This is a genomic window from Alphaproteobacteria bacterium, assembly GCA_004295055.1.
GTDB lineage: Bacteria > Pseudomonadota > Alphaproteobacteria > SHNJ01 > SHNJ01 > SHNJ01.
Genome location: SHNJ01000007.1, coordinates 81,807 through 104,756, shown reverse-complemented (window position 1 = coordinate 104,756; position 22,950 = coordinate 81,807). Strand labels below are relative to the sequence as shown.

Sequence of the window (22,950 nt, the reverse complement as noted above, 5' to 3'; positions counted from 1 at the left end):
CACCACTAATTAATTGCGAAAGTGCCTTTTTTGATCTTCTCTTTATAGAAGGTCATGAAGTTTTCATATTTTACCGCTTCATCCAGCTTGCCGGTCAATTCGGCCAGGCTGAGCGGTTCGTTCGCGTCCACACTGGTAATAATTTCAAACGCCTCAAATTGTGGCAAGGTTTTCATTCTAGCCCAATAGCTGCGTTTGATGTGCTTCAAGGCATCGTCATCGCCGTCCAGCGCCGCCGCGATCGCCAAGTTCAAGACCCACTGGGCGACCTGTGGAGATAATTTAGCCGGCTCGGCAGGTGCTGGCTGATCCGATTGTTGACGCTGTTTTTCTTCATCGTCCAGAGATTCCACAATCAACCGATTCAATTTTTCAGCCACCATGCCCCAATTGCGCATCCGCCAGTATATATCCGTGCGCAGCATGTCGGCCTCCCGGCTTTTCTCGGCCGCGATCAAATCCAATGCTTCTTGCGGTTTATTTTGATCAAACAACGCGCGCGCCTTCAGTAAACGGCGCTCTGCAGCCAATTCCGCTGGAATTTGCGGTGCGTTGCTTAGATCCAAGGCTTTGACTGCCTCTACTGGCTTCCGGTCGGCAATATAGACAAAAGCTAACTTGGCCCCTACCCGTGCCTTGTCTTCGCCTTGCAAGCGATAATTGACCTGGTGCGAAAGCAAATCAGCCGCACGTTCCAACAAATCGACAGCAATTAAGCGATCAACCAGACGCTGAATAATTTTATCGCCATCGGGGCCAGTTGGGGTCAAATCGCGAAATTCATCGAACAGCCCCAGCGCGGTCAACGGCGGCATGTTATCGGCGGCGCCTTCCATAAACAGTTTCTTGAAGGTATCGGTCATCATATCCGTCAGTTCGACCACATAAGGCTGATCGGCGTAATTGGTGACCGCCCGGCGCAATGTGAACAAGCCTTCGCGATAAAGACCGTCTTCGATCTGCATCCGGCCCAGCATCTGCAAGACATTGAATTCAAATTTATCGCCTCGCCAGGCAAAACGCAGCCGTTCCAAACGCGCGATAATATCTTCACGTTTTAACTCGCCCGTCGACTCCCCATATTTAATCAGCGCAAATTCCGCACGAGGACGGGCATATGGTTCTTCATTTTTAACGACGCCTTCCCATAATTTAACCGCCTCTTCTGGCTTGGTTTCGCGCATTGCGATCTCGCCCCGCCAGTAATTCAGAATATCGTGCATTTTCACCAATTCAGCATCTTTATCCAGGCGATCAATAATAGTTTTGGCCTGATCTAAATGATTGTTATTAATTTCAGATTCAATTTGCGCAAGACCGATCATTTTCTTGGCGTTGGCCGGCGGCGCATCATTCGGTTCATCTGACATGGTAAAATATTGATCCGACGCCGCCCAATCATTTTGTTGCACCGCCAATACCGCGCGCCAAGTAGCAATATCCGGCTGTTCGTCAAATCTTTGATCTTTTAAATCTTCGGTGGCTTGCTTGTAATTTTGTTCAATAATATAAGCCGATCCGCGAATAGCTAGAAATTCCGCGCCACGAGCCAAAGTTTCATCCCACTGCGCATTGACATTCAATACCGCGATGGCTTCGGCCATCCAGCCATAGCTGTAATATAATTTAGCCAAATCCATTCGCCTGTCTAAGCGTTCTTCGGGCTTAAACTTGCCTAATTCAGCAAGCAAATCCTGCTCTTTATCAAAAAAGCCTTTTTTTGGATCGCCACGCCATTCCGCATATTTTAAAATCGCAGGATTGCTTGGCGGCCCTTCATTTACCCACGGACCATAAACGTCTTTTTGATTGGCTTTGTTAGGATCGGTTACTTCGACCGGCTTATTTTGCGCCAACAATAATACACCAGATTTTTTAACAACCATAAATCCATCGAAATCCGGACGGATTTCTATATCCGATACTTTAGGCACCACGGCAATGCCTTGGGCGGACGGCAACAGGGCAAATTCGCTGAAATTGCGTTCGCCATTCACGCCCCGGCCAGGAATATTTACCGTTGCAACAATAATTTGATCGCCAACTTCTGGATCGGTCAATTGCATAACCCGGCCGGAACTTGGAACGGTCAGGTACAATCCAAATTGCCTGTCGGCAAACTCTTTATACTCAGCCGGAATAGTTACGGCTGGGCGGATTTTTTGTGATTTATAGTCAATTTGCCATATCTTCCGGTCTGGCGAGGCCTGTACAGTCGGTTCCAAGCCCGTAACGGTATGGATACGCAAGGCGGTAGATGTTGGCCCTTTGACAATTTCCATGCCCCCGATAATGTTCAACACAGACTGCGTTTCGGGATTCATCGTGATAGTCGCTGGGCGGTCAAACACCATCCACGCGAATCCAGCGCGTTTGAAAATGGACACGCCCACCGATTTTGGCCATACAGCCTTGAAACTTAATACCGTGCTGGTTTTGCTGGCCACCAATTCCACATTCTGTACTTCCAGCGGGTCATCGGGCACTTCTTCTACCAAAGGCGGCGGCACCTGTTCCGGTGGCGGCGTAACTTCAGCCTGAGGATTCAAATCCACACTAGGCAAAGCAAATTTGGCTTCTTCCTTAGGATCGACTGGCACTTCCGGCTTTGGCGGTTCAACAGGTTTAGCTTCGGCCTTTTGTGCTTCTGGAGCAGGTTCAGCCGCGGCTTCCGGCTTTTTTACCGGCGCGGCGGGTGGCGGCATAGCAAAATCCAGGACAACCGTCGTTTCTTTGGCATAATGCCGGATGGAAATTGAATCCTTGCATTCAAATTGAATTTTCGTCGTGGTGGTTGATACAATCGGCGATGCCATTTCGCAGTCGGGTATTTTGATTTTATTCAATTCCTGCGATGGGATTGGAACAATCGCCTCGAACTCCACAGTGGCGTGGCGACCTTGCTCTTCTAAATGATATCCCACCTTCTCCGGCCATTCATAAACGGTGCGATAAAAATCCGGGTGACGGGCCGCACGAATTTTAACTGTGCCTGCCGATAAAACCGGCTTTGGAGGCTTCGCCGGTTTTTTTCCATCTCCCATTGTGGCGGCAGCCGACGGCGGCAAGAGGGTAATAGTGATTGTTTTTCCTACCTTTTCATCCAAAACCGCAACCGGATGAGTAAGCCCGACAATCAAGGTTTTTTTATCGCCGCTTAAGATTGCCTCGCTAACTAACGCTTTTAAGGCCGGCTTTATTTTACGCGGTTCTATATTTTGCGGCTGCTCGAACCTAACGATCAGCGACCCCCCCGCCAATTTTGCGGTATAGCCTGAGTCCTGATCCAAATCGAACTGAATAGTTGCCGTGTCGTTTTGCATAGACGCGGACACATCGGCCGCATGCGCCAAAAATGGCGCCAGCAAAATTCCCAAAAATAAAATCGATACTCTAAGAAAACGCAGCATGAATAAGGCCAATAATAGGGTAAAATACTATACCATATCCGCAAGGCCAAAGACGGCTTATCCCGTCTTAAAGATTATATTTCTGGGGATTGTGGGATAGATGTTTGGATCAAAGTCTAAAACGGACCCAAAACGCTGATCAATTTACTTTTCAGCGTGTCCGCATTGAATGGCTTTAAAATAAAATTGGATACCCCGGCTTGCTTGGCCTTCATCACATCTTCGGGCTTGGTATCGGAAGCTACCATAATAAATGGTATTTTTTTCAGTTTTTCATCGGCACGGATAGTTTTTAACAACTGCAGGCCGTCCATGGGTTCCATTCCCCAGTCCGATATCACAAGACTGAAAGCTTCGTTACGGAGTCTAGCCATAGCGGTTTTTCCATCCGTGGCTTCTTCAATATTACGAAACCCCAATTGATTTAGAAGGCCCCGCAAAATACGCAACATCGTCTTGTAATCGTCAACTATCAAAATTGGGATTTCTTTGTCGACAGTCATCAACACCAGCCTATTTGGATTTCGGCGGTGGCGGCGTGCCGGCTGGTTCCGGATTAAGATCAGGGATGTTTTTGCTTGTTGCCAGCTCGGTCGTTAATTTTGCGGCCTTCATGGGGTCCATAGCCGCCATAATCGGCGCCAATTTAGCTTCCTTCAGATTGCGTGCAATACGTACCTGCAAAGCCAGATCTAAATTATCAAATCGCGCTGCGGCGTCTTTTGGCTTCATAGTTTCATAGGTTTTGACCAGACTGAGCAATTCTTCTTTTTCTTTACCTTGAAGACTGCTGGTCATCTTTTCTACTTCTGACTTAGTCGCTTCTAATTCCGCTTTAAGCGTCTTTAGTTCCGTCAGCTTTTCTTCGATACGCTGTTCGGTAATTTGCAACAAGCCTTCTTTTTGTTCGATCTGGCGCTCACGCTCATCCAATTGTGCCCGGCGCGCGGATAAGGACTGCAATATATCCAGTTCCGAATCGTTAAATAGCAATGGATCGGCTGTGTTTTTAGATGGCTCAGCCCCGCCCTCAGCTGGTTTTTCGGCTGCCGCCTCGCCGGTTGCGGCCGGCGCTTCTTCAGTCTTTACTGTTTCCGCCGCTTTTGTTTCTTCTTTTTTTGGCTCTTCCTTGGTCGCGGCCGCTTCTTTTGCAATTTCCTTGCTTTCCGCCCAAATTGTTTCAATGCGGACGAACAGCATGAAGCAGCAGGTAAATATCAGCAATGGCAAAACGCGAATTTTATCCATTATAGTCTATCGCAACCCTTTTAATGCTTTTAACAGTTCTTTTTCCACCGCCGATTGTCCTTCGGCTTCTTCTGTAAAAATATTTTCTAAATTACGCAGATCTTTAGTTTTGCTTTTCTTTTCCATGTTTTGCGCGGCTTTATTCATCAATCCGCTTAAGTCCTGGCCAGGCCGTTCCGTACGCGAAGCGCTGATAGCGCCTTCAAGCTGATTAGCCAGTAAATCGCCACGTTCCAACATAAAAGTAATTTCATCACGCAAGGATCTGGCTTTGTCGATTTTTTCCTGCAATTCGCCGCCCATGACTTCTGATGTTTGTTTTAAACCTTTAATGCTGGCATCCGCTTTATTGGTAGCGTCATAAAACTTACGCAGCAGATTTTCCATTTCTTCCCGGTCCGCGCGCAAAGCTTGCAAACGCTTGTTTAGCATATAGGCGTAAACGATGGTTGCGCATAACAACACCGCAATCACAATATCCAACCCTAAAGATAACATCTCTTGATTCATTTTATAAATTCACCAATTTGCCCAATTTGCCATCAATGCGCACCGCGATATTTTTGCCTTTGCGGCCAATCTTCGCGGAAAACATAGATAAGTCTCCACACCGCACCTCGACCGGAGAATTCGGCTGAACATCCAACATAATCTTATCGCCAACCTTCCAGTTCATAATTTGGCCCAGCGGGATCATGACTTCGTCTAAAACAGCATGTACCGGTAAATCCGTATACCAAAGTTCTGTCGCCAAGTGGCTTTCCCAAATCGTATCGCGGCCGAATTTTTCACCCATGAACATTTGCAATAACAATTCGCGCACAGGTTCCAGCGTGGCGTATGGCAATAGCAATTCCATTCTTCCGCCACGATCATCCATATCCACGCGCAACCGGGCCAGAATCGCGGCGTTGGCGGGACGAGCGATAGTGGCGAACCGTGGGTTGGTTTCAAGACGTTCCAAACGGAATGTAACTGGGCTTAACGGATCGAACGCCGCCGTCAAATCACCCAAAATAACATTGGCCATACGCTCAACCAGATTGCGTTCAATAGTTGTGTACGGACGGCCTTCAATACGCATCGCGGCGGTGCCGCGACGTCCGCCAAGCAACACGTCCACGATCGAATAAATCAGCGACGAGTCGATAACCACCAGACCGTAATTGTCCCATTCTTCCGCCTTAAACACGCCCAACATCGCAGGCAACGGAATCGAATTCAAATAATCGCCAAAGCGGATCGAAGAAATATTATCCAGAGAAACCTCGACGTTGTCCGATGTTAAGTTACGCAATGACGTAGACATAACACGCACGAGACGGTCAAACACAACCTCGAGCATAGGCAAGCGCTCGTAAGACACCATGCCGGAATTGACAATCGCCTGAATGCCGGATGCCGCCGCAGCCTCGCTGCCAGCTTCATCAAAGCCAAGCAAGCTGTCGATTTCGTCCTGGTTCAAAACCCGGCTACTGGCGGCCTCGTTCAGGGCAACCTGATCGTCCCAACCTGGCTCGCCTTCTTTCGGCGCTTCGCCTTCGGGTTTTGCTTCTTCTGGTGGTGGTGTATCGTCAGCCATAGTTAACCTATTGCACCAAAATTTCTTTGAATAAAACGTCGTGAATTTTAATCGGTTCCGTTACTACATTCACCCGGGCCAATAACTCCTCGCGTAAACGATAAATACCGGCAGAGCCTTGTAAATCCTCTACTTGCAGGCCGCGCAAATAAACTTGGAACTTATCGACAATACGCGGTGTGATTTTTTCAAGCTCGGTTTTTTCCTCTTCTTTTTCCACCTGAAGGCTGATGGAAATTTTCATAAATGTATTTTTCTTGCCGGTAGCCGACAAATTCACCACGATTTCAGGTAAATCGAAATACACGAAATCTTCGATTTTTTTAGGCTCTTCCTTCGCCTCTTCCGCATGTTCTGCTTCTTTGCCAAGCAAGCTATCCAGCATGCCGGAGAAATACAAACCCGCGCCGGCGCCCAAGATGGCGACAATTGGCAGCACGATGAACAAAATCAATTTCTTTTTTGATTTTTTCTCGCCGCCCTCGCCTTCAGCAGCAGCGCCCTCTTCCCCTTCTTTTTTTTCTTTTTCGTCTTCTTTTTTATCTTCTTTTTTATCGTCGGCCATGATGATGCCTATGGAACTAAATGAAATAAATGCGGAACTCGGAAAACCTTTGTGCCTACACTTAACAGTATAGGAACTTGGTTAACAAATACTTGCACGCCAGCCATTTATGCGGGGTGCATTATAAAAATATTATCTCATTTCAATGCTTTGCAACAGTATTGGCAAGAAATAGTAGGCAGAATCTACCATCCATAGTGCTAAATCCGTATCACCGCGCCAATTCCGAATATTAACTCATTGATTTGTATGTAATTTGATTTTGGCACAGAAGCTGCAACTACCCTTCCAGAAAAAAAATAATGAATTGGTTTTTGGAAAGGGATTTGACAGTGGAAAGCAGTGCATACGTAGCCATATCTCAACAAACGGCGCTTACTCGCCAAATGGAGATTATTGCCAACAACATTGCCAATATCTCCACAGCCGGATTTAAATCCAGCAATTTGGCATTCAAAGAATACTTAGCCAAAAATGAAGATGGCGAAGATACATCTTATGTTCAAGAATTAGGCGTTGTAACCGATTTTTCACAAGGTTCTATTACCCATACAGGTGCCGATTTCGATTTCGCAATCAATGGCGAAGGATTCTTTACTGTCGGCACCGCCGCCGGCAACCGTTTTACCCGTGATGGCCATTTCCGTCTGGATGGTAATGGTCAAATCGTCAATGAAAATGGCGATCCACTGTTATCGGATGGCGGCGCCCCTATCGTGGTCCCATCTGCCGCAGAGCAAATTACCGTGGCACAAGACGGCACGATTTACGCCGACAAGGACGTGATCGGAAAAATCGGCCTGGTCGGTTTTAAAAACGCCGGATTACTAGAACGCGAAGGCGCAGGATTATACAAGTTACCACAAGGATCGATCGATGCTCCGGCCCCAATTGAACATCCCGTGATGGTTCAAGGCAGTATCGAGGCATCCAATGTCCAAAGCGTACAAGAAATGACCAAAATGATGCAAGTGTCGCGGTCTTATGAGTCGGCACAAAAGATGATTGAACGAGAAGACGACCGGGTCCGCCAAGCGATCCGCCGTCTAGCCCAAATGCAATAGGAGAAAAATCATGCGCGCCCTTAGTATTGCTGCCACCGGAATGTTAGCTCAACAAACAAACGTTGAGGTCATTTCGAACAACATCGCCAACTTGAACACTACTGGCTTTAAACGCAGCCGGGCCGAATTTCAGGATTTATTATACCAAAGCATGCGCCGCGTTGGTGCATCCACCGGTGGCGGTGGCGAAGTCGTTCCAACCGGCGTCCAAGTCGGTCTGGGCGTGCAAACCGCGGCCGTTTACCGTATCCACGATCAAGGTACTTTGCAATCGACCGGCAATCCATATGATTTGGCGATCAAAGGCAAGGGATTCTTTCAAGTTTTATTACCCAACGGCGAAACCGCCTATACCCGCGAAGGCGCGTTCACATTGAACGCCAGCGGCCAGTTGGTTACGCAGGATGGATATCAAGTTCAACCCAGCATCACAATTCCCAGCGATGCAGTCGATGTAGCAATAAGCGAAGACGGCGCTGTATTAGTCAAACAGGATGGTCAAACCGCATTGAGCAACGTTGGGCAATTGGATCTGGCGACTTTTCCAAACGAGTCTGGTTTAGCCGCACACGGCAATAACCTTTATCTTGAGACCGAATCGTCCGGCGCCCCAGTTACCGGCCAAGCCAACACGACCGGTTTCGGATCGATCCAACAAAATTATTTAGAAGCTTCGAACGTCAATATCGTTTCCGAGATTACAACCTTGATTACCGCCCAGCGCGCCTATGAGATGAATTCCAAAGTCATCGAAACCGGCGATCAAATGATGGGTACCATCAGCCAAATGCGGTAATAGGTTAAATATAGGAGTTCTGTAATGTCCCGTATCTTGCTCATTTGTTTAGTTCTGCTGTCTTTTTCTTTTAGCGCTCATGCTGAAGAAAAAGCAACGGTAACTCCACGCGTGATTACCGATGCGGAACTGATCGCTGCCGTCAAGGCCGCCGCCTTAGATCAAGGATACGGCAGCAACGTTCAAGTACGAGTCAGCCGCAATGGTAAAAATCTGATCAGCATGAGCGCCAATGATCAAATCATATTGGACAATCTGGAAATCAACAAAGCGGCGCAAAGCTTTACTGTCGAGGCCAGCCTTAGCGATTCTCCGAAACAAAGAATCAATTTTGCCGGCCGTATTATTTCGATGATCAGCGTGCCCGTTCTAAGCACTCAACGCAATGCTGGCGAAACTATTGAAGATGCCGACATCGCCTTTGTTGACATGGAACAAGCAAGCTTGGGCAATAGCGCAATTACCAATGTAGAACAATTGGTCGGCAAAACAGCCAAACGTTTAATTGCATCAGGATCTGTCATTCGCACTGGCATGGTTAGCGCACCGATCGTAGTACGCAAAAACGACCTGATCACCATGCTGTATCAAACCGAATATTTGACCATCAGCCATCAAGCGCGCGCGTTAAACGATGGAGCGATGGGAGATACTATTCGAGCCTTGAATACACAAACCAATAAAATTTTGGACGCCGTTGTTACCGGTTCCGATCAGGCTACCGTCGGCATCACCAGCAATTCTAAAAAATCCGTAGCAGCGAAATAAGTGGGAGTAAGCATCATGAAAAAATCACATCTAAGCAACTCAAAAGTACTATTAGTAACAGCATCCTGCTTTTTGTTGACTGGCTGCGTTACTTTGGATCGCCTGGCCGAAGTAGGCGAGCCCCCTGCCCTAAGCAGCACGGTGAATCCAACCATGCAAGCAGGTTATCGCCCCGTTACCATGCCAATGCCAGCGGCCGTTCCTGACACCCGTGAAGTGAATTCTTTATGGCGTGCGGGATCAAGATCTTTCTTCAAAGACCAACGCGCCGGTCGGGTCGGAGATATCTTAACCGTCATGGTACAGATTTCGGATTCCGCTAAATTGGATAACGATACCGAACGCAAACGCGAAAATGATGAATCCATGGGCGTACCAGGTCTATTCGGTTTAGAAGCGGAATTGGGCAAAAAATTACCGAATGCAATTGATCCAAGCAGCTTAGTAAACACCAGCAGCGACTTGAAAAATAAAGGCGAAGCATCGATCGACCGCAAGGAAGACATTAATGTCAAAGTAGCGGCAGTGGTGACTCAAGTATTGCCTAATGGCAACTTAGTAATTCTTGGCAAACAAGAGATTCGCGTGAATCATGAATTACGTGAATTGACCGTTAGCGGCATTATTCGCCCGGCCGATATCAGTTCCGTTAACTCGATTACCTCCGACAAAATCGCCGAGGCCAGAATTTCTTATGGCGGCCGCGGCGTGCTCAGCGATGTGCAGCAGCCGCGCTATGGCAGTCAGGTAATGGATATTTTGTTGCCATTCTAATTTAAAGTTTCTACTCCCCCCAAAAAAACTTATGACCGGATTAAACCGGTCATTTTTCTTTGTATGAAATACAATTGTATTTTCTTACCCATGTATGGACCAAGACTTATACACCATATAGTTGTATATTTTCTTTCTATTCGCGCATCCTTTAGTAAGATGTTAGCCATGAAAGAATATGATAAAAGAGTGGAACCTTTACTTCTTCTAAAATTATAGTGCGCCCATATGCTGATTGGAATTACAGAACATGAGGCCGAGCAAGCGCTGATTGAACTGATTAGAGAAATCAATATCAATCATACCAGCGCGTGGAGTATTGTGAATATTCGGACACAATACCTAACCAGCATACCGCAAGATCAATTTGTGATCACCTTAAAACAAGCCATGCATAGCGCCGTGGATGCGCGCATTTTTTTCATGGAAAATGGGGATGTATACTTGGCCTGGTGCGGCATGCCAAAACGTATTTATGAAAAATTAAGAGCCATTATCATCCCACATATGTTGAAACCGGAGTTTGAAAAAACAACCGACGATGTTCTTACCTATTTCGATGCTCAGTTGATGGCCGATGAACTAAGCCTATTCCTTAAAAAATTTTTGAAAGTCGACCTGGATCTTCCGATTCCCATTTCACCCGAAGAACCGAATAAGCAGATAACCGACTCCGCAAAATTAGTTGACATCGATACCAAACCAGCATCCATCCCCACAAAACTTACCTCCATAGACCCCATGAAAAAAACATCTCGCGCCATTACCCAAGCCAGTCTTCATCACACCGATCAGCAAATAGAGCATTTTATGAGTGCCAAATTGCAGCGGATCGGGCGCCAGCACATACGCATATTAATTGTGGAAGACCAATTATTCTCTCAACAGTTGCTGTACGGAATTCTTGGTTATAAATTCCAAGTAAACACCGCAGGAACATTAGAGGAAGCATGGCGCTTATACCTGGAAATAGTGCCAGATATAGCATTCATCGATATTGAATTGCCAGACGGCAGCGGACATGAACTGGCGCAGAAAATTGAGCAATTAGACAACAACGCGCATTTAATAATGGTCACCGCCCATCATTCGGTCGATGATGTGGAAATTGCCCGTAAAAACAACGTCAAAGGTTTTGTGGTCAAGCCTTTTAGCAAACAAAAAATATTGTCTTATGTTAATCGGTATTTGGCGGCGAACAAAAACACCCGCCAAGAGGCAAAGGGAAATTCATGAATCAAATTCTGAATTTATCCAATCTTAGGGAATTAACCGGTGGCGATATCGATTTGGAAAAGCAATTGTTCAATGTTTTTCTAGATTCGTCGGAAGAATGCCTAAGTCATCTGCAGCAAACTGCAGGCCCAAATGACGCCGAACAATGGAAACGCCATGCGCACGCATGGAAAGGCATCAGCCTCAATCTTGGCGCTGAGAAACTGGCAGATATATGCAAAAATGCGCAAGATCAGTACATGACCAGCCCGGAGGAAAAGCAAAAAATTCTCCGTTTATTAGAACAAGAATACGGCCTGGTTAAATCCGCCTTACTCAGCACCAACAACTCAGAATGATTTTCCCTGTAACAAACCTGTTGAAATAATGCGCTATATTTACTTTATTCTTTGTCTTTTATTGTTTCCTTCCTGCGCCATGGGTTTGGATCACACGTCTTATAGCAATGAACCTATTCAACCCGTCACATCCATAAAAGGACTGGATCATGGACGTGCAAAATTGGGCCAGAAGTTATTCCATGACCCAAGGCTGTCCAAGAACGATAAACTTTCTTGCTCCTCTTGTCACGATATCGCAAATAGCGGCGCTTTAAATGCACCTTATCCGATCCAAGGCGTAAGCGGAAAAAACCTGCTTATCAATGTACCTACGATTTGGGGCAGCGCACTTAATTTAGCGCAATTCTGGGACGGCCGCGCGGCGACTTTAGAAGAACAAATTAATGGGCCGATTTTAAATCCAGACGAAATGGGCAATACTTGGCCCGATATTATTGCCAAGCTGAAAACAATACCGGAATATGCCGATGCATTCCGAGAAGTTTATAAATCTCCCCCGACAGAAAAGAATATCAAAGATGCTATCGCCAATTACGAACGCACCCTTATTCCTATTAATTCGCCATTTGATCAATACTTAACGGGCAAGAAACTTGCAATCTCTGCAGATGCCAAGGCGGGATATAAATTGTTCAAAGATTTGGGATGTTCTTCATGCCATCAGGGGGAAAATGTCGGCGGCAATATGTTCCAGAAATTCGGCATTGTTGGTGATTACTTCAAAGATCGTGGAAATTTAACGCAGGAAGATAATGGACGCTTTAACGTTACTCATAGAGAAGAAGATCGATATGTATTTAAAGTTCCATCACTGCGCAATGTAAATAAAACGGCGCCTTATTTTCACGATGGTACCGCTAAAACCTTGGAAGAAGCGGTCGATATTATGGCCAAATACCAACTGGGCCGCACCTTATCGGCTGATGAACGCCACAAGCTGGTTGAATTCCTTAAAACTTTAACTGGCACATTGCCTGTCCCAGAGTAGTCATGAAACATTCCCTTCAAAGGCATTTTTTCTTCATTTCAATCCTGGCCGCCGGGGTCTGCTTCTTTTTCTACCAATCTTATTGGTCATCCAGAAATATTTACTCTGCCATATTTAATGAGTTGCTAACTCTACGAAGCTTGAATTCGGAGTTGAATGAAAATATTTTATTGGCAAAGAACAATCTATTGAATAACTATGATAGTTTAGTACACCTATCCCAGGCAATTAATGAAACATCACTGGTCGTTCAAGAAGAAATCGAGACCACCAACCAAATATCCGCTTCCTTTCTTCTCCCATCTCCATATAACTCTCGCCAATATCAGATTATTGGACAGTCTATAAAATCCGGCATTGAAAAATATATTGAATTTAATAATGTCCGCAAAGCTACCTTAGAAGAATTCAAGGCGAAAAATGCCATTCTGCGCAACTCCGCCAAATATATGCCCACGATATATCAAGAACTTGATGTGGCCCTACATAAAAAGAACCAGCATAACGCCGCGTTTCAAATCGATGCGCTATACCAGGCAACTTTACTATTCCTCATTGATGGGGAAGAGCAAAGCAGACTCGATGTAGAGCAGGCGCTTAAAAATATAGACCACTTTCCTTATCGCTTATCTGTCGATGACCAGAAAAGTTTGGAATATATGGCAAAACATATCAGAATTATTCTTAATGCTCATGTGGATGTTCTGCACTTGACCAAACAATTATTAGCTCCAGAAAATAAGGACTTATTGAATGAACTAAACTCTCTAATTGCACAAAGATCGGACATTGCCCGCAATGCAGAAGTATTTTATAATATTGGTTTATTTCTACTATCTTTAGTCTTGATCTGCTACGTCACTGCTATTCTAATAATGTTATACCAAACGGTCAGAACACTGGCTGCCACCAATACCTTATTATTAAAAGCAAGCGCGGCGAAATCCGAATTTCTAGCCAATATGAGCCATGAAATACGAACGCCAATGAATGCTGTCATAGGCATGACTTCTTTACTCCTAGACAGCGATTTGGACGAAGAACAGCGGCGCTGGGCGGAAATAGTCGGCCGGTCCGGCGATTCCTTGCTTACATTAATCAATGATATTATGGATTTTACCAAAATCGAAGCCGGTAAATTTACCTTAGAATCCATTCCATTCAGCCTATCCAAAATCATTGAAGAATGCATGGATCTTTTGGCTGTTACGGCCAAAGAAAAGAATCTTGAATTATTAATGTATGCCAGCAACGAGATTCCTGAAAATTTGATTGGCGACCCTGTACGCGTCAGGCAAATACTGCTCAACCTGCTCGGTAATGCATTGAAATTTACCTTGGAGGGTTATGTTTTATTGGAAATAAAAACAAAATCCATTGATCAGGAAAAAGTCTCTATCACTTTTGAAATTAAAGACAGCGGTATCGGCATTTCACCAGATAAAATAGACCATATTTTTACTGTTTTCAGCCAAGCCGAGGCATCTACCACCCGCCGGTTTGGTGGAAGTGGTTTGGGGTTAACCATTTGCAAGAAATTAACCGAGATGATGGGTGGCGATATTGTTGCAAACAGCAGATTCGGAGAAGGATCCACTTTTAGTCTTACTATCCCATTTACCATAGCCAGCAACGCGCCTGGCGCCAAGGAAACCAGCGGTTTCATACTGGAGAAAAAAGATATATCTTCTGTACGCTTACTAATTGTCGACGATTATCCTGTTAGTGCGGATATTTTAGCGGCCTATTGTCATAACTGGAATATTTTCCACAATGCGGTTAATAGTTCCGAAGCCGCTTATCAAGAACTTATAACAATGGCGGACAAAGGCGAGCCATATCACATTGCCCTTCTAGATTACCGTATGCCGGATCAGGACGGAAAAACCCTTGCCCAAAGAATAAAAGCCAACCCTAAAATCAAAAATACAGCCTTAATTCTATTAACTTCCCATCTTTATGCTGGAAATCAACAGGAATTGTCATCCATCGGATTTGCCGGAATGTTAACTAAACCTTATTACCCCACCGAAATTCAGCAAACCATTATTTTAATTTGGGACAGAATCAGCAGCAATAAACCAACTGATTTCATCACACGTAATTTTATTAAAAGCATTTTTCAGGATCCACGTCTTTCTGAAAAACGCAAAAACAACATTCTCCAATTTCAGAATCGCAATATTCTGGTAGTCGAGGACATGGCCATCAATCAAATGCTGATGCGAAGCGTACTGGCCAAATTCGGATGCAATACCGATGTGGCTAGCAATGGCGTCGAAGCGGTCGATATGTTTCTGAAAAAAGATTATTATTTAATTTTTATGGATTTTCATATGCCGGAAATGGATGGCTTTCAGGCCACGAACCTTATCCGATCGAAAGAAAGGGAAAATCAATCTAAACGTCACCCAATTATTGCCTTAACCGCAGATGCATTAGAAGGCGATCGCGAAAAATCCCTGAATGCCGGAATGGATGATTACATCAGCAAGCCAGTGCAACTAGCCACCGTAGAGAAAATCCTCAACAAGCATCTATTGCCAAACGCATAACCTGGCACTTTTCTTGAATATATAAGAATTATTCTTTATCTTCGTCGCGATGGGTACGTTCGTATTTCTCGTGACTCTCTTGCGCTTCAAGGCACAAGGTGGCTATCGGACGAGCCTCTAGTCGGGCCAAGCCGATTGGCGCACCGGTTTCTTCGCAATAGCCATATTCGCCCTGCTCGATACGCTCCATCGCCGCATCGATTTTAGAAATCAGCTTGCGTTCGCGATCGCGGGTGCGCAATTCCAGCGCCATATCGGTTTCCAGCGAAGCGCGGTCGGTAATATCCGGCTGCTGTAAACTTTCTTCCTGAATATGATGCAGAGTCTGTTTTGATTCGCGCAAAATTTCCTCTTTCCACGCGATCAACTTGCGGCGGAAATATTCCAAATGCGCCGGACACATATATTCTTCCTTGGTCGATGGTTTGTAATCCGGAGCCAAGGTCATTACAGCGGTTTGCGGTTTTGCGGTCATCATAAACATCCTAACAGGATTAAAGATCTGGAAAATATAGGGTTCGAATAAAGCCAGTTCAAGGGAAAATGTTTAGAACGATTCACAACTTTATCGTTTTCCGCCCATAAAATCTGAGAATAAAGGCCTTATAAATAGGCTTCCAATTTGGCCAATTCCACCAAAGCCCGCGTTTCAATTTCATCGATGATTTCAAGCATTTTAGGGCTAACGCCAGCGTATTCCCGTTGGCGTTGCATCATATCCGCTAGATTTCGCAAACGCGAAACGGGCACGCCGCCAGCCAACAAATCGTGCAATACGCGCTCTAGCACATCCAGAACCTCTTCTCCATGCTGCCTGGCTTTGGTGTTTTTATCCGTCGAAGATCCCATAGCCTGCAATGAAAGCAATGAATCAACATTGCTTACCGCGGACGTGGACATCACGCCCTGCGTTTCTTCGGTTTCCTGCAAATGGCTGGCAAAACTGCTGCCTCCGGCAGACTTGGTCTTGCCGGCTTTGCGAACGCCAACACTGGAACTGACGGAATCCGTCGATTTGATTTTCATGAACTACGCTGAACTTTAATAGAATATCGGAGTTTTACACTAGCTACTATACCATACCAGATAAATATGTCCCCAATCCGGCCAAATTCAATAATTATGCAACGCCAAATCAACATCTAAATCCTTGATATAGACTGGGAATTTTTTGCCCACCCAAGGCACCTCTTACCCTAATTTTGCTATAAAACAAACAAAAAACCTATATTTAACAATAACTTATTTTGGCACGATCTTCGCAAGCAATAATAATGATTCAACAGCTTTTAACGAAAGAAAGCGAGTCGAGACATGTTTAGTTTTGGGGAAATTCGCAGAAAAATCATTCTATCGGTCGCTCTGATCGCTTGCCTTATGCCTGCAAGCCCGGTTGCCGCCATGTCCCGCATCAAAGATATCGCCGATTTTGAAGGCGTTCGCGACAATATGCTCGTCGGTTACGGACTTGTTGTCGGTTTGAACGGCACCGGCGATTCGCTTACATCTTCTGTATTCACCAAAGAAAGCTTGATCGGTATGTTGGAACGTCTTGGCATCAACGCCCGGGACGATGCCTTGAAAACCAAAAACGTTGCCGCGGTCATGGTTACCGCAACCCTGCCCCCATTTTCCCGTCAAGGCAGCCGAATTGATATTACGGTCGCCACTATTGGCGATGCTAAAAGTTTACTGGGTGGCACTTTGATGGTTACACCCCTGCTTGGCGCTGATGGCGAAGTCTACGCCGTATCTCAAGGCCAAATTGCCGCTGGCGGTTTTACCGCCGAAGGCAAAGGCGGCAGCGTAACGCGCGGCGTGCCAACCAACGGCCGTATTGCCAATGGCGCGATCATCGAACGCGAATTGCCATTCCAAATGAAAGAATTGCAGACTTTAAAAATTGCTTTGCGTAATCCGGACTTCACCACCTCCAGCCGGGTTGCCGAAGCGATCAACAGCTTCGTTGGCGCGCAAGCCGCCAAAGCCAATGATCCTGGCACTATCGTTATTGAAGTTCCGGAAAAATACCAAAAAGATTCCGTCGCCTTTATTACCGACATTGAACAATTGCGTATTGCACCGGATCAATTAGCCCGCGTCGTGATTGATGAACAATCCGGCATTATCGTTATGGGTGAAAATGTGCGCATCAACACCGTTGCAATCGCCCAAGGCAATCTAACCATCAAAATTACAGAAACACCGCAAGTATCCCAACCGAACGCTTTTTCCGAAACCGGGGAAACCACTACGGTTGACCGCACCAAGATTGAAGTCGACGACGATTCGGAAAAACGCATGACCATTATGCGCGCCGGTATATCGATTCAAGATTTAGTGGTCGGCCTGAATGCTCTTGGCATTGGTCCACGCGATATGATCAGCATTCTGCAAGCCATCAAAGCCGCTGGCGCGATGCAAGCCGATATCGAGGTAATGTAATGGATATCGCTTTACCCGCCACCACAGCCGATATGATGCGCCCGGAAGCGAAATTGCCGGAAGCAGCGCCTAAAAATCTGCCGGCAATGAAAAAAGCCGCGCAGGATTTTGAATCGGTATTTTTGAATGAAATGATGCAACAAATGTTTGCCGGTATCAAAACCAATAGCCAATTTGGCGGCGGACATGGCGAAGATATGTTTCGTTCGATGATGGTTCAAGAATATGCCAACGCCATGAGCCAAAAAGGCGGACTTGGCATTAGCGATGCAATCTTGAAAGAAATGATCAAAATTCAAGGAGCGGCAAAATGACCCAAACCATAGCCGTGGAAAATAAAAGCGATTTTATCGATATGCTGATCGGCGTAAGCGAACAGTTAATTCACGTTATCAGTGAAGAAAATGCCCTGCTGAAGGACCGTAAATATAACACTGCCGGCGGCCTGCAAAGCGAAAAAGCCCGTCTAAGCTTTGCCTATGAAAATCAGATTCGCGTTTTGCGTGAAAATCCTGCCGTAGTTGCATCGATCAGCCAGGATCAGAAAGCATTATTGAACGATCTGGCTGCCCGTTTCGATGAAGCCGCCAGTGAGAATATCCATTTATTGACGGCCGCAAGACACATTAATTTGCGCGTTCTTGAGGCAATTCGCGACGCTGCAATTGAACAAGTTTCTAGCACACGCGGCTACAGCAACCCGGCCACGGTTACTGCCAATGCCGGCAAAGGCAATAAGGAAGCGTTGTCGGTTACTTTGGACCAACGCTTATAGGATTAATTTAGGAAAAGGATCGCTCCTATGTCACTCACCCTCGCCATGCGCAATGCTCTTTCCGGCATGAACTTGAATCAGTTCGGCTTGGCGGTGACGTCGAACAATATTTCTAACGTAAATACCCCTGGATATACCCGCAAAATCGTTCAGCAAATGAGCCGTACCGCCAACGGCATTGGTGGCGGCGTTGATATTGCTGGCGTTACGCGCCGGGTCAATGATGGTTTGGCCAGGGAACTTCGCAGCCAAATGAGCCGTATGGGTTTAAGCAATGTGCAAAGCACTTATTTAGCTCGCGTGCAAGACAGCTTCGGCACACCCGGTTCCGCAAATGCGATTAATGCCAATATCGGCCGCCTTGCCGCTTCGTTCGAGGCCTTAGGCGCGACACCACAAAATACACAAACTCAAGCCGATACGGTGAACGACGCCGTACGCATGGCCCGTCAAATCAATTCCATGGCAACCAGCACCAACAATTTGCGTGGCCAGTCAGACCAAGAAATCGGTACGACCATTAGTAGAATTAATGAATTGGCAACACAAATCGATGATCTAAACGACCAAATCGTGCAAGGCATCAACACCACAGCTGGCGGTTCGTCCGTTACCGATGCCCAAGATCGCCGCGATCAAGCCATTCGCGAATTAGCCGAATTGGTAGACGTTGCCACCTATACGCGCAGTGACGGCAGAACCATGGTCACGATTGGCGGATATAATCTTGTTGGCGATACGGTACAAACAGTCGCTTATACCCCAGCAGCCGTAGTTAGCCCATCTACTACTTTTGGTGCGATTACCATCGGTGGCGTTGGCGATCTGACTTCTCGAGTCACCAATGGCAAATTAAAATCTTTAATTACTCTGCGCGATACCACTTTGCCGAACTATATGGCCCAATTGGACACCATGGCCTTGGCTCTGCGTGATCGCGTGAATGCGGTACACAATGATGGCACCTGCGTTCCGGCCCAACGTACTTTAACAGGCACCCAAAGCGGACTTGCCGCCGGTACAGTTTTTCCCGCCAGTACTGGCGCGGTTCGTATTGCGATTACCGATGCAACCGGTGCAATCGTCCGTGTGGTCGATTATAACTTACCAGCCGTCGCATCGACCGTGGGCGCGGTAACTACCGCTATTAACGCCGCCCTTGGTCCGGACGGCACTTGCACTATTAATGCCAGCGGCCAAATAGTAATCCAAGCCACCAATGCGGCAAACGGCGTTGCAATCAATGAAAATACCGGCCAAGTCGGCGCAACTGGCCAGGGCTTGTCCCAGTATTTTGGGCTAAATGACTTTTTTACCGGCACAGACAATCCTGCGGTAAATGGGGATTTAGCATTGTCTTTGGCCGTAAATCCAACCTTGGTTTCCAACCCAGGCTATATCTCGCGCGGCGATTTATCTTTAACCGCAGTTGTTGGCGAAAACGGCGTCGCGCCTGGCGATGGATCGGTCGCACAACGTCTTGCCGCAGTATTTACTACACAATACTCATTCTCTGCGGTTGGCGGCATGCCCGCAATGACTAACACCATAGGCAATTTCAGTGCCGCATTAATTTCATTTAACGCCAGCCTCGCTTCAACAGCCAATTCCGATTACGATATTTCGCAAACCACCATTGACAATCTGGACAAACGCATCGGCAGCGAAAGCGGCGTAAGCATCGATGAAGAGATGTCGAATATGGTGGTTTTAGAAAATGCATACAATGCATCGGCACAGGTAATTCGTACGGTTAACCAAATGTTCGATGAACTAACCAGAATTCTTGGATAATGACAGGAGGGTACGATCATGAATAAAAAAACAAAAATGGCCAGCTATTCTTTATATAAACGCAATTTTCTGTCGGATGAATTGATTGACAATAAACCAGCGGACAATTGCGATGTTTCCAAGAATTCGTCTTTAACTAAACCAAAAATGACTTTTACCGCAGCCTTAATGAGGTAGTATCATGGCTTTCCGTGTCGGCGATTATTCAAAATTTACCAGCATTAACTTGCTGATTCAAAACTCGCAAGCGCGTGTATCCGCATTGCAGATTCAAGCCGCCACCGGACGTAAAGGTGAAACCTATTCCGATATTGCCTCTTCCGCCAATCAGGCACTGAGTCTTGAAAACAGTTACATGCGTATCAAACGATATCAAGACAATATTACCATAGCGGACAGAAAAATTGACGAATTCGATGCGTCGATGACCAGCATCCAAGGTATAGCCGAACAATTTAAAACATTATTGACTGGCGCTTTAAATGCCAACAATGCCGACTTGATTTCTTTATCTACCCAAGCACAGTCCATGCTGGATAGCTTGCAAAGCACGCTAAACAAACAGGTGGACGGCCAATATTTATTTGCCGGCAGCATGACCAATACACGCCCCGTAGACACCACTCGTTGGGGCGCGCCAATGCCTATTCCAACCAATTTCAACGCTCCGAACGCTTATACCGTACCGACATTGCCCGCTACACCGACCACTTTTCCAGTAACCATCGGTGCAAACGCTACATCCGAATATTTCGGTTACTATATGGGCAATACCGCAACACAAACTGTGCGCGCGGATGACAATTTATCTGTATCCATCGGTACAACCGCTTCAAATCCGGCTTTTGCCCAATTGATTTATGCTTTGCGTTTGGCAGCCACTATTGGCGCAGCGCCAACCGCGGAACAACATGACCGCCTGGAAGGGGCTTCGACCATTATGACTACGGTGATCGGCAGTCTGGCCGATACCAGGGCAACCATCGGCGCTCAAGGCCGCATGTTATTAGATACCAAAGACACGCATGGCGCGTATTTGGGCAAAATCGAAGATCTGGTTCAAGACTTGCAAGCAGCCGATATTCCAGAAACCATGGCCAAGCTTAGTGCAGAACAGACACAGCTGGAGGCTTCTTACATGACTATTTCCCGTCTGAATCAGGTAAGTCTTGTGAACTTCCTGCGTTAATTTTAATATGGAGCATCGTTATGTTTAACCAAGGATGTGCAACCCAAATGGCCCCAAATGATCCCGCCCCGCCGGCCATAACCGAATCGAGTTCGGATAATCCGAATTTGGTACGGATTACCAACAACCTTGGCACCTTTGAATATGATCGCAGCTTGGCAATCAATTTCCCAGTTGGCATTGTTGGTTTTCCGGATGTGCATGAATTTGGCCTGGCTAATTTACCGAACATGCCCCAATTCAATTTATTACAGTGTTTGGCGGAACCTCGCCTGTCTTTTATTGTATTGCCGACCGATCCCGATACGGCGCCGATCGATGCCGAAGATTTAAAAGAGGCCGCCGACAGCTTAGGCATTCAAAAACCAGATTTGATAGTTATGTTTGTCATTACTATCCGTACCCTGGCGCCAGGCCAAGGTATTACCATGTCGATCAACCATCGCGCCCCTATTCTGGTCGACAGCGTCCGCCGGATTGCCCGCCAATTCGTGCTTTCAAACAACAAATATTCCGTTCAACACGTTATTGGTTAAGTTAGCGATTTAAGCTTTCTTTAACTTTTACTAGACTATAAGGGATATTAAGTCCCTCCCTAAGGTTTTTATTCACATGGTTGCACCAAACGAAATCGGCAAAATGGACGCCATTATTTTATGCGGCGGCCTAGGCACGCGATTGCGCGAAGAAACCGAATTTAAGCCGAAACCAATGGTTGAGGTCGGTGGCCGCCCGGTGCTGTGGCACATCATGAAACACTACCATTCTTTTGGCGTGAAGAATTTTATTCTGTGTCTTGGATATAAGGGCGATGCCATTCGCGATTATTTTTTAAACTATCACTTTAGGAACAGCGATTTTGCCATTGATTTTTCAACCGGCGATGTTGAAACACTGACCAACACCTATCGTGAAGACTGGCGTATTGTTCTGGCTGAGACTGGCCGCGACACACTGACCGGATCGCGTATCAAACGGGCGTTGAAATATGTACGCAACGATACTTTCATGGCGACTTATGGCGATGGTGTATCGAACATCGATTTAAAGGCATTATTGGAAACTCATCGCCGCGCGCAAAAACTGGGAACGGTTTCCGCCGTGCGCCCCTCGTCCCGGTTTGGCGAACTTGGCATACAGGAAGGCATGGTCAATAGTTTTGCCGAAAAACCGCAAGTCGCCGAAGGCTGGATCAATGGCGGCTTCCTGGTATTAAACAAAACCGCATTCGATCATGTCGATGAAGATTCAACCGATGTCAGCCTGGAAAATGGTGTATTGGAGAAATTGGCGCGTGACGACGAATTGGCCGTTTATCAGCATGGCGGATTCTGGCAGTGCATGGATACATACCGCGAAATGGAAATGCTGAACAACATGTGGAACAAGGGTCAGGCGCCATGGCGTCTGTGGTAGGCGC

23 protein-coding genes are annotated in these 22,950 nt (G+C 46.3%); 15 read left to right on the top strand and 8 right to left on the bottom strand.

The features are described 5' to 3' along the window. Positions 1-5: 5 nt before the first annotated feature. From EYC62_01455 to EYC62_01430, 6 genes are all read right to left on the bottom strand, one after another. Entirely contained in the window at positions 6-3,410 is a 3,405-nt protein-coding gene (locus EYC62_01455) for a hypothetical protein (GenBank protein ID TAH37577.1), read from the bottom strand. A 116-nt stretch (positions 3,411-3,526) separates the two neighbouring features. Next, positions 3,527-3,913, bottom strand: a complete 387-nt coding sequence (locus tag EYC62_01450) for a response regulator (protein TAH37576.1) — start codon at positions 3,911-3,913, stop codon at positions 3,527-3,529. 10 nt (positions 3,914-3,923) lie between these two features. Further along, complete coding sequence (locus tag EYC62_01445) at positions 3,924-4,658, bottom strand: hypothetical protein (protein ID TAH37575.1); 735 nt, start codon at positions 4,656-4,658, stop codon at positions 3,924-3,926. Between the two features lie 6 nt (positions 4,659-4,664). After that, positions 4,665-5,168 (bottom strand): hypothetical protein, encoded by a 504-nt coding sequence (locus EYC62_01440; GenBank protein TAH37574.1) that lies wholly within the window; start codon positions 5,166-5,168, stop codon positions 4,665-4,667. Between the two features lies 1 nt (position 5,169). After that, complete coding sequence (gene fliM, locus EYC62_01435) at positions 5,170-6,240, bottom strand: flagellar motor switch protein FliM (GenBank protein TAH37573.1); 1,071 nt, start codon at positions 6,238-6,240, stop codon at positions 5,170-5,172. A 7-nt stretch (positions 6,241-6,247) separates the two neighbouring features. After that, the gene (locus EYC62_01430) at positions 6,248-6,805 is read right to left on the bottom strand and encodes a flagellar basal body protein FliL (GenBank protein ID TAH37572.1); all 558 of its coding nucleotides are present in this window, start codon (positions 6,803-6,805) and stop codon (positions 6,248-6,250) included. A 302-nt stretch (positions 6,806-7,107) separates the two neighbouring features. On the opposite strand from EYC62_01430, the gene flgF reads away from it, so the two are divergent. The 8 genes from flgF (at position 7,108) to EYC62_01390 (ending at position 15,327) form a co-directional block, all read left to right on the top strand. Continuing rightward, positions 7,108-7,869 (top strand): flagellar basal-body rod protein FlgF, encoded by a 762-nt coding sequence (flgF, locus tag EYC62_01425; protein ID TAH37571.1) that lies wholly within the window; start codon positions 7,108-7,110, stop codon positions 7,867-7,869. A 10-nt stretch (positions 7,870-7,879) separates the two neighbouring features. Then, the gene (gene flgG, locus EYC62_01420) at positions 7,880-8,665 is read left to right on the top strand and encodes a flagellar basal-body rod protein FlgG (protein TAH37570.1); all 786 of its coding nucleotides are present in this window, start codon (positions 7,880-7,882) and stop codon (positions 8,663-8,665) included. Between the two features lie 24 nt (positions 8,666-8,689). After that, on the top strand, positions 8,690-9,433 hold the full coding sequence (flgA, locus tag EYC62_01415; protein TAH37569.1) for a flagellar basal body P-ring formation protein FlgA: 744 nt from the start codon (positions 8,690-8,692) through the stop codon (positions 9,431-9,433). A gap of 15 nt (positions 9,434-9,448) precedes the next feature. Next, a complete protein-coding gene (locus tag EYC62_01410) occupies positions 9,449-10,207 on the top strand; it encodes a flagellar basal body L-ring protein FlgH (protein TAH37568.1) in 759 nt (252 codons plus the stop codon). A gap of 228 nt (positions 10,208-10,435) precedes the next feature. Next, complete coding sequence (locus EYC62_01405; protein TAH37567.1) at positions 10,436-11,443, top strand: response regulator; 1,008 nt, start codon at positions 10,436-10,438, stop codon at positions 11,441-11,443. Continuing rightward, complete coding sequence (locus EYC62_01400; GenBank protein TAH37566.1) at positions 11,440-11,781, top strand: Hpt domain-containing protein; 342 nt, start codon at positions 11,440-11,442, stop codon at positions 11,779-11,781. The genes EYC62_01405 and EYC62_01400 overlap by 4 nt, the downstream gene beginning before the upstream one ends. Positions 11,782-11,809: 28 nt before the next feature. Beyond that, entirely contained in the window at positions 11,810-12,772 is a 963-nt protein-coding gene (locus EYC62_01395) for a cytochrome-c peroxidase (protein TAH37565.1), read from the top strand. A 2-nt stretch (positions 12,773-12,774) separates the two neighbouring features. Then, positions 12,775-15,327, top strand: a complete 2,553-nt coding sequence (locus EYC62_01390) for a response regulator (GenBank protein TAH37564.1) — start codon at positions 12,775-12,777, stop codon at positions 15,325-15,327. A gap of 28 nt (positions 15,328-15,355) precedes the next feature. Here EYC62_01390 and dksA read toward each other — a convergent pair whose 3' ends face one another. Together dksA and EYC62_01380 are read right to left on the bottom strand one after the other, a co-directional pair. Next, positions 15,356-15,805: an RNA polymerase-binding protein DksA gene (gene dksA / locus EYC62_01385; protein ID TAH37563.1), complete on the bottom strand. Its 450-nt coding sequence runs from the start codon at positions 15,803-15,805 to the stop codon at positions 15,356-15,358. 125 nt (positions 15,806-15,930) lie between these two features. Further along, positions 15,931-16,353, bottom strand: a complete 423-nt coding sequence (locus EYC62_01380; GenBank protein TAH37562.1) for a hypothetical protein — start codon at positions 16,351-16,353, stop codon at positions 15,931-15,933. A 288-nt stretch (positions 16,354-16,641) separates the two neighbouring features. On the opposite strand from EYC62_01380, the gene EYC62_01375 reads away from it, so the two are divergent. From EYC62_01375 to rfbF, 7 genes are all read left to right on the top strand, one after another. Beyond that, complete coding sequence (locus EYC62_01375) at positions 16,642-17,772, top strand: flagellar basal body P-ring protein FlgI (GenBank protein TAH37561.1); 1,131 nt, start codon at positions 16,642-16,644, stop codon at positions 17,770-17,772. Next, complete coding sequence (locus EYC62_01370; protein ID TAH37560.1) at positions 17,772-18,086, top strand: hypothetical protein; 315 nt, start codon at positions 17,772-17,774, stop codon at positions 18,084-18,086. The genes EYC62_01375 and EYC62_01370 overlap by 1 nt, the downstream gene beginning before the upstream one ends. Then, positions 18,083-18,547 (top strand): hypothetical protein, encoded by a 465-nt coding sequence (locus tag EYC62_01365; protein ID TAH37559.1) that lies wholly within the window; start codon positions 18,083-18,085, stop codon positions 18,545-18,547. The genes EYC62_01370 and EYC62_01365 overlap by 4 nt, the downstream gene beginning before the upstream one ends. A 27-nt stretch (positions 18,548-18,574) precedes the next feature. Beyond that, positions 18,575-20,341 carry a flagellar hook-associated protein FlgK gene (flgK, locus tag EYC62_01360; GenBank protein ID TAH37558.1) on the top strand — a complete coding sequence of 589 codons (1,767 nt, stop codon included), beginning with the start codon at positions 18,575-18,577 and terminating at the stop codon, positions 20,339-20,341. A 181-nt stretch (positions 20,342-20,522) separates the two neighbouring features. Beyond that, on the top strand, positions 20,523-21,530 hold the full coding sequence (locus EYC62_01355) for a hypothetical protein (protein ID TAH37557.1): 1,008 nt from the start codon (positions 20,523-20,525) through the stop codon (positions 21,528-21,530). 20 nt (positions 21,531-21,550) lie between these two features. Further along, positions 21,551-22,066, top strand: coding sequence for a flagellar assembly protein FliW (locus EYC62_01350; GenBank protein ID TAH37556.1), 516 nt, complete (start codon positions 21,551-21,553; stop codon positions 22,064-22,066). 103 nt (positions 22,067-22,169) lie between these two features. Next, a complete protein-coding gene (gene rfbF / locus EYC62_01345) occupies positions 22,170-22,946 on the top strand; it encodes a glucose-1-phosphate cytidylyltransferase (protein TAH37699.1) in 777 nt (258 codons plus the stop codon). Positions 22,947-22,950 lie beyond the last annotated feature (4 nt).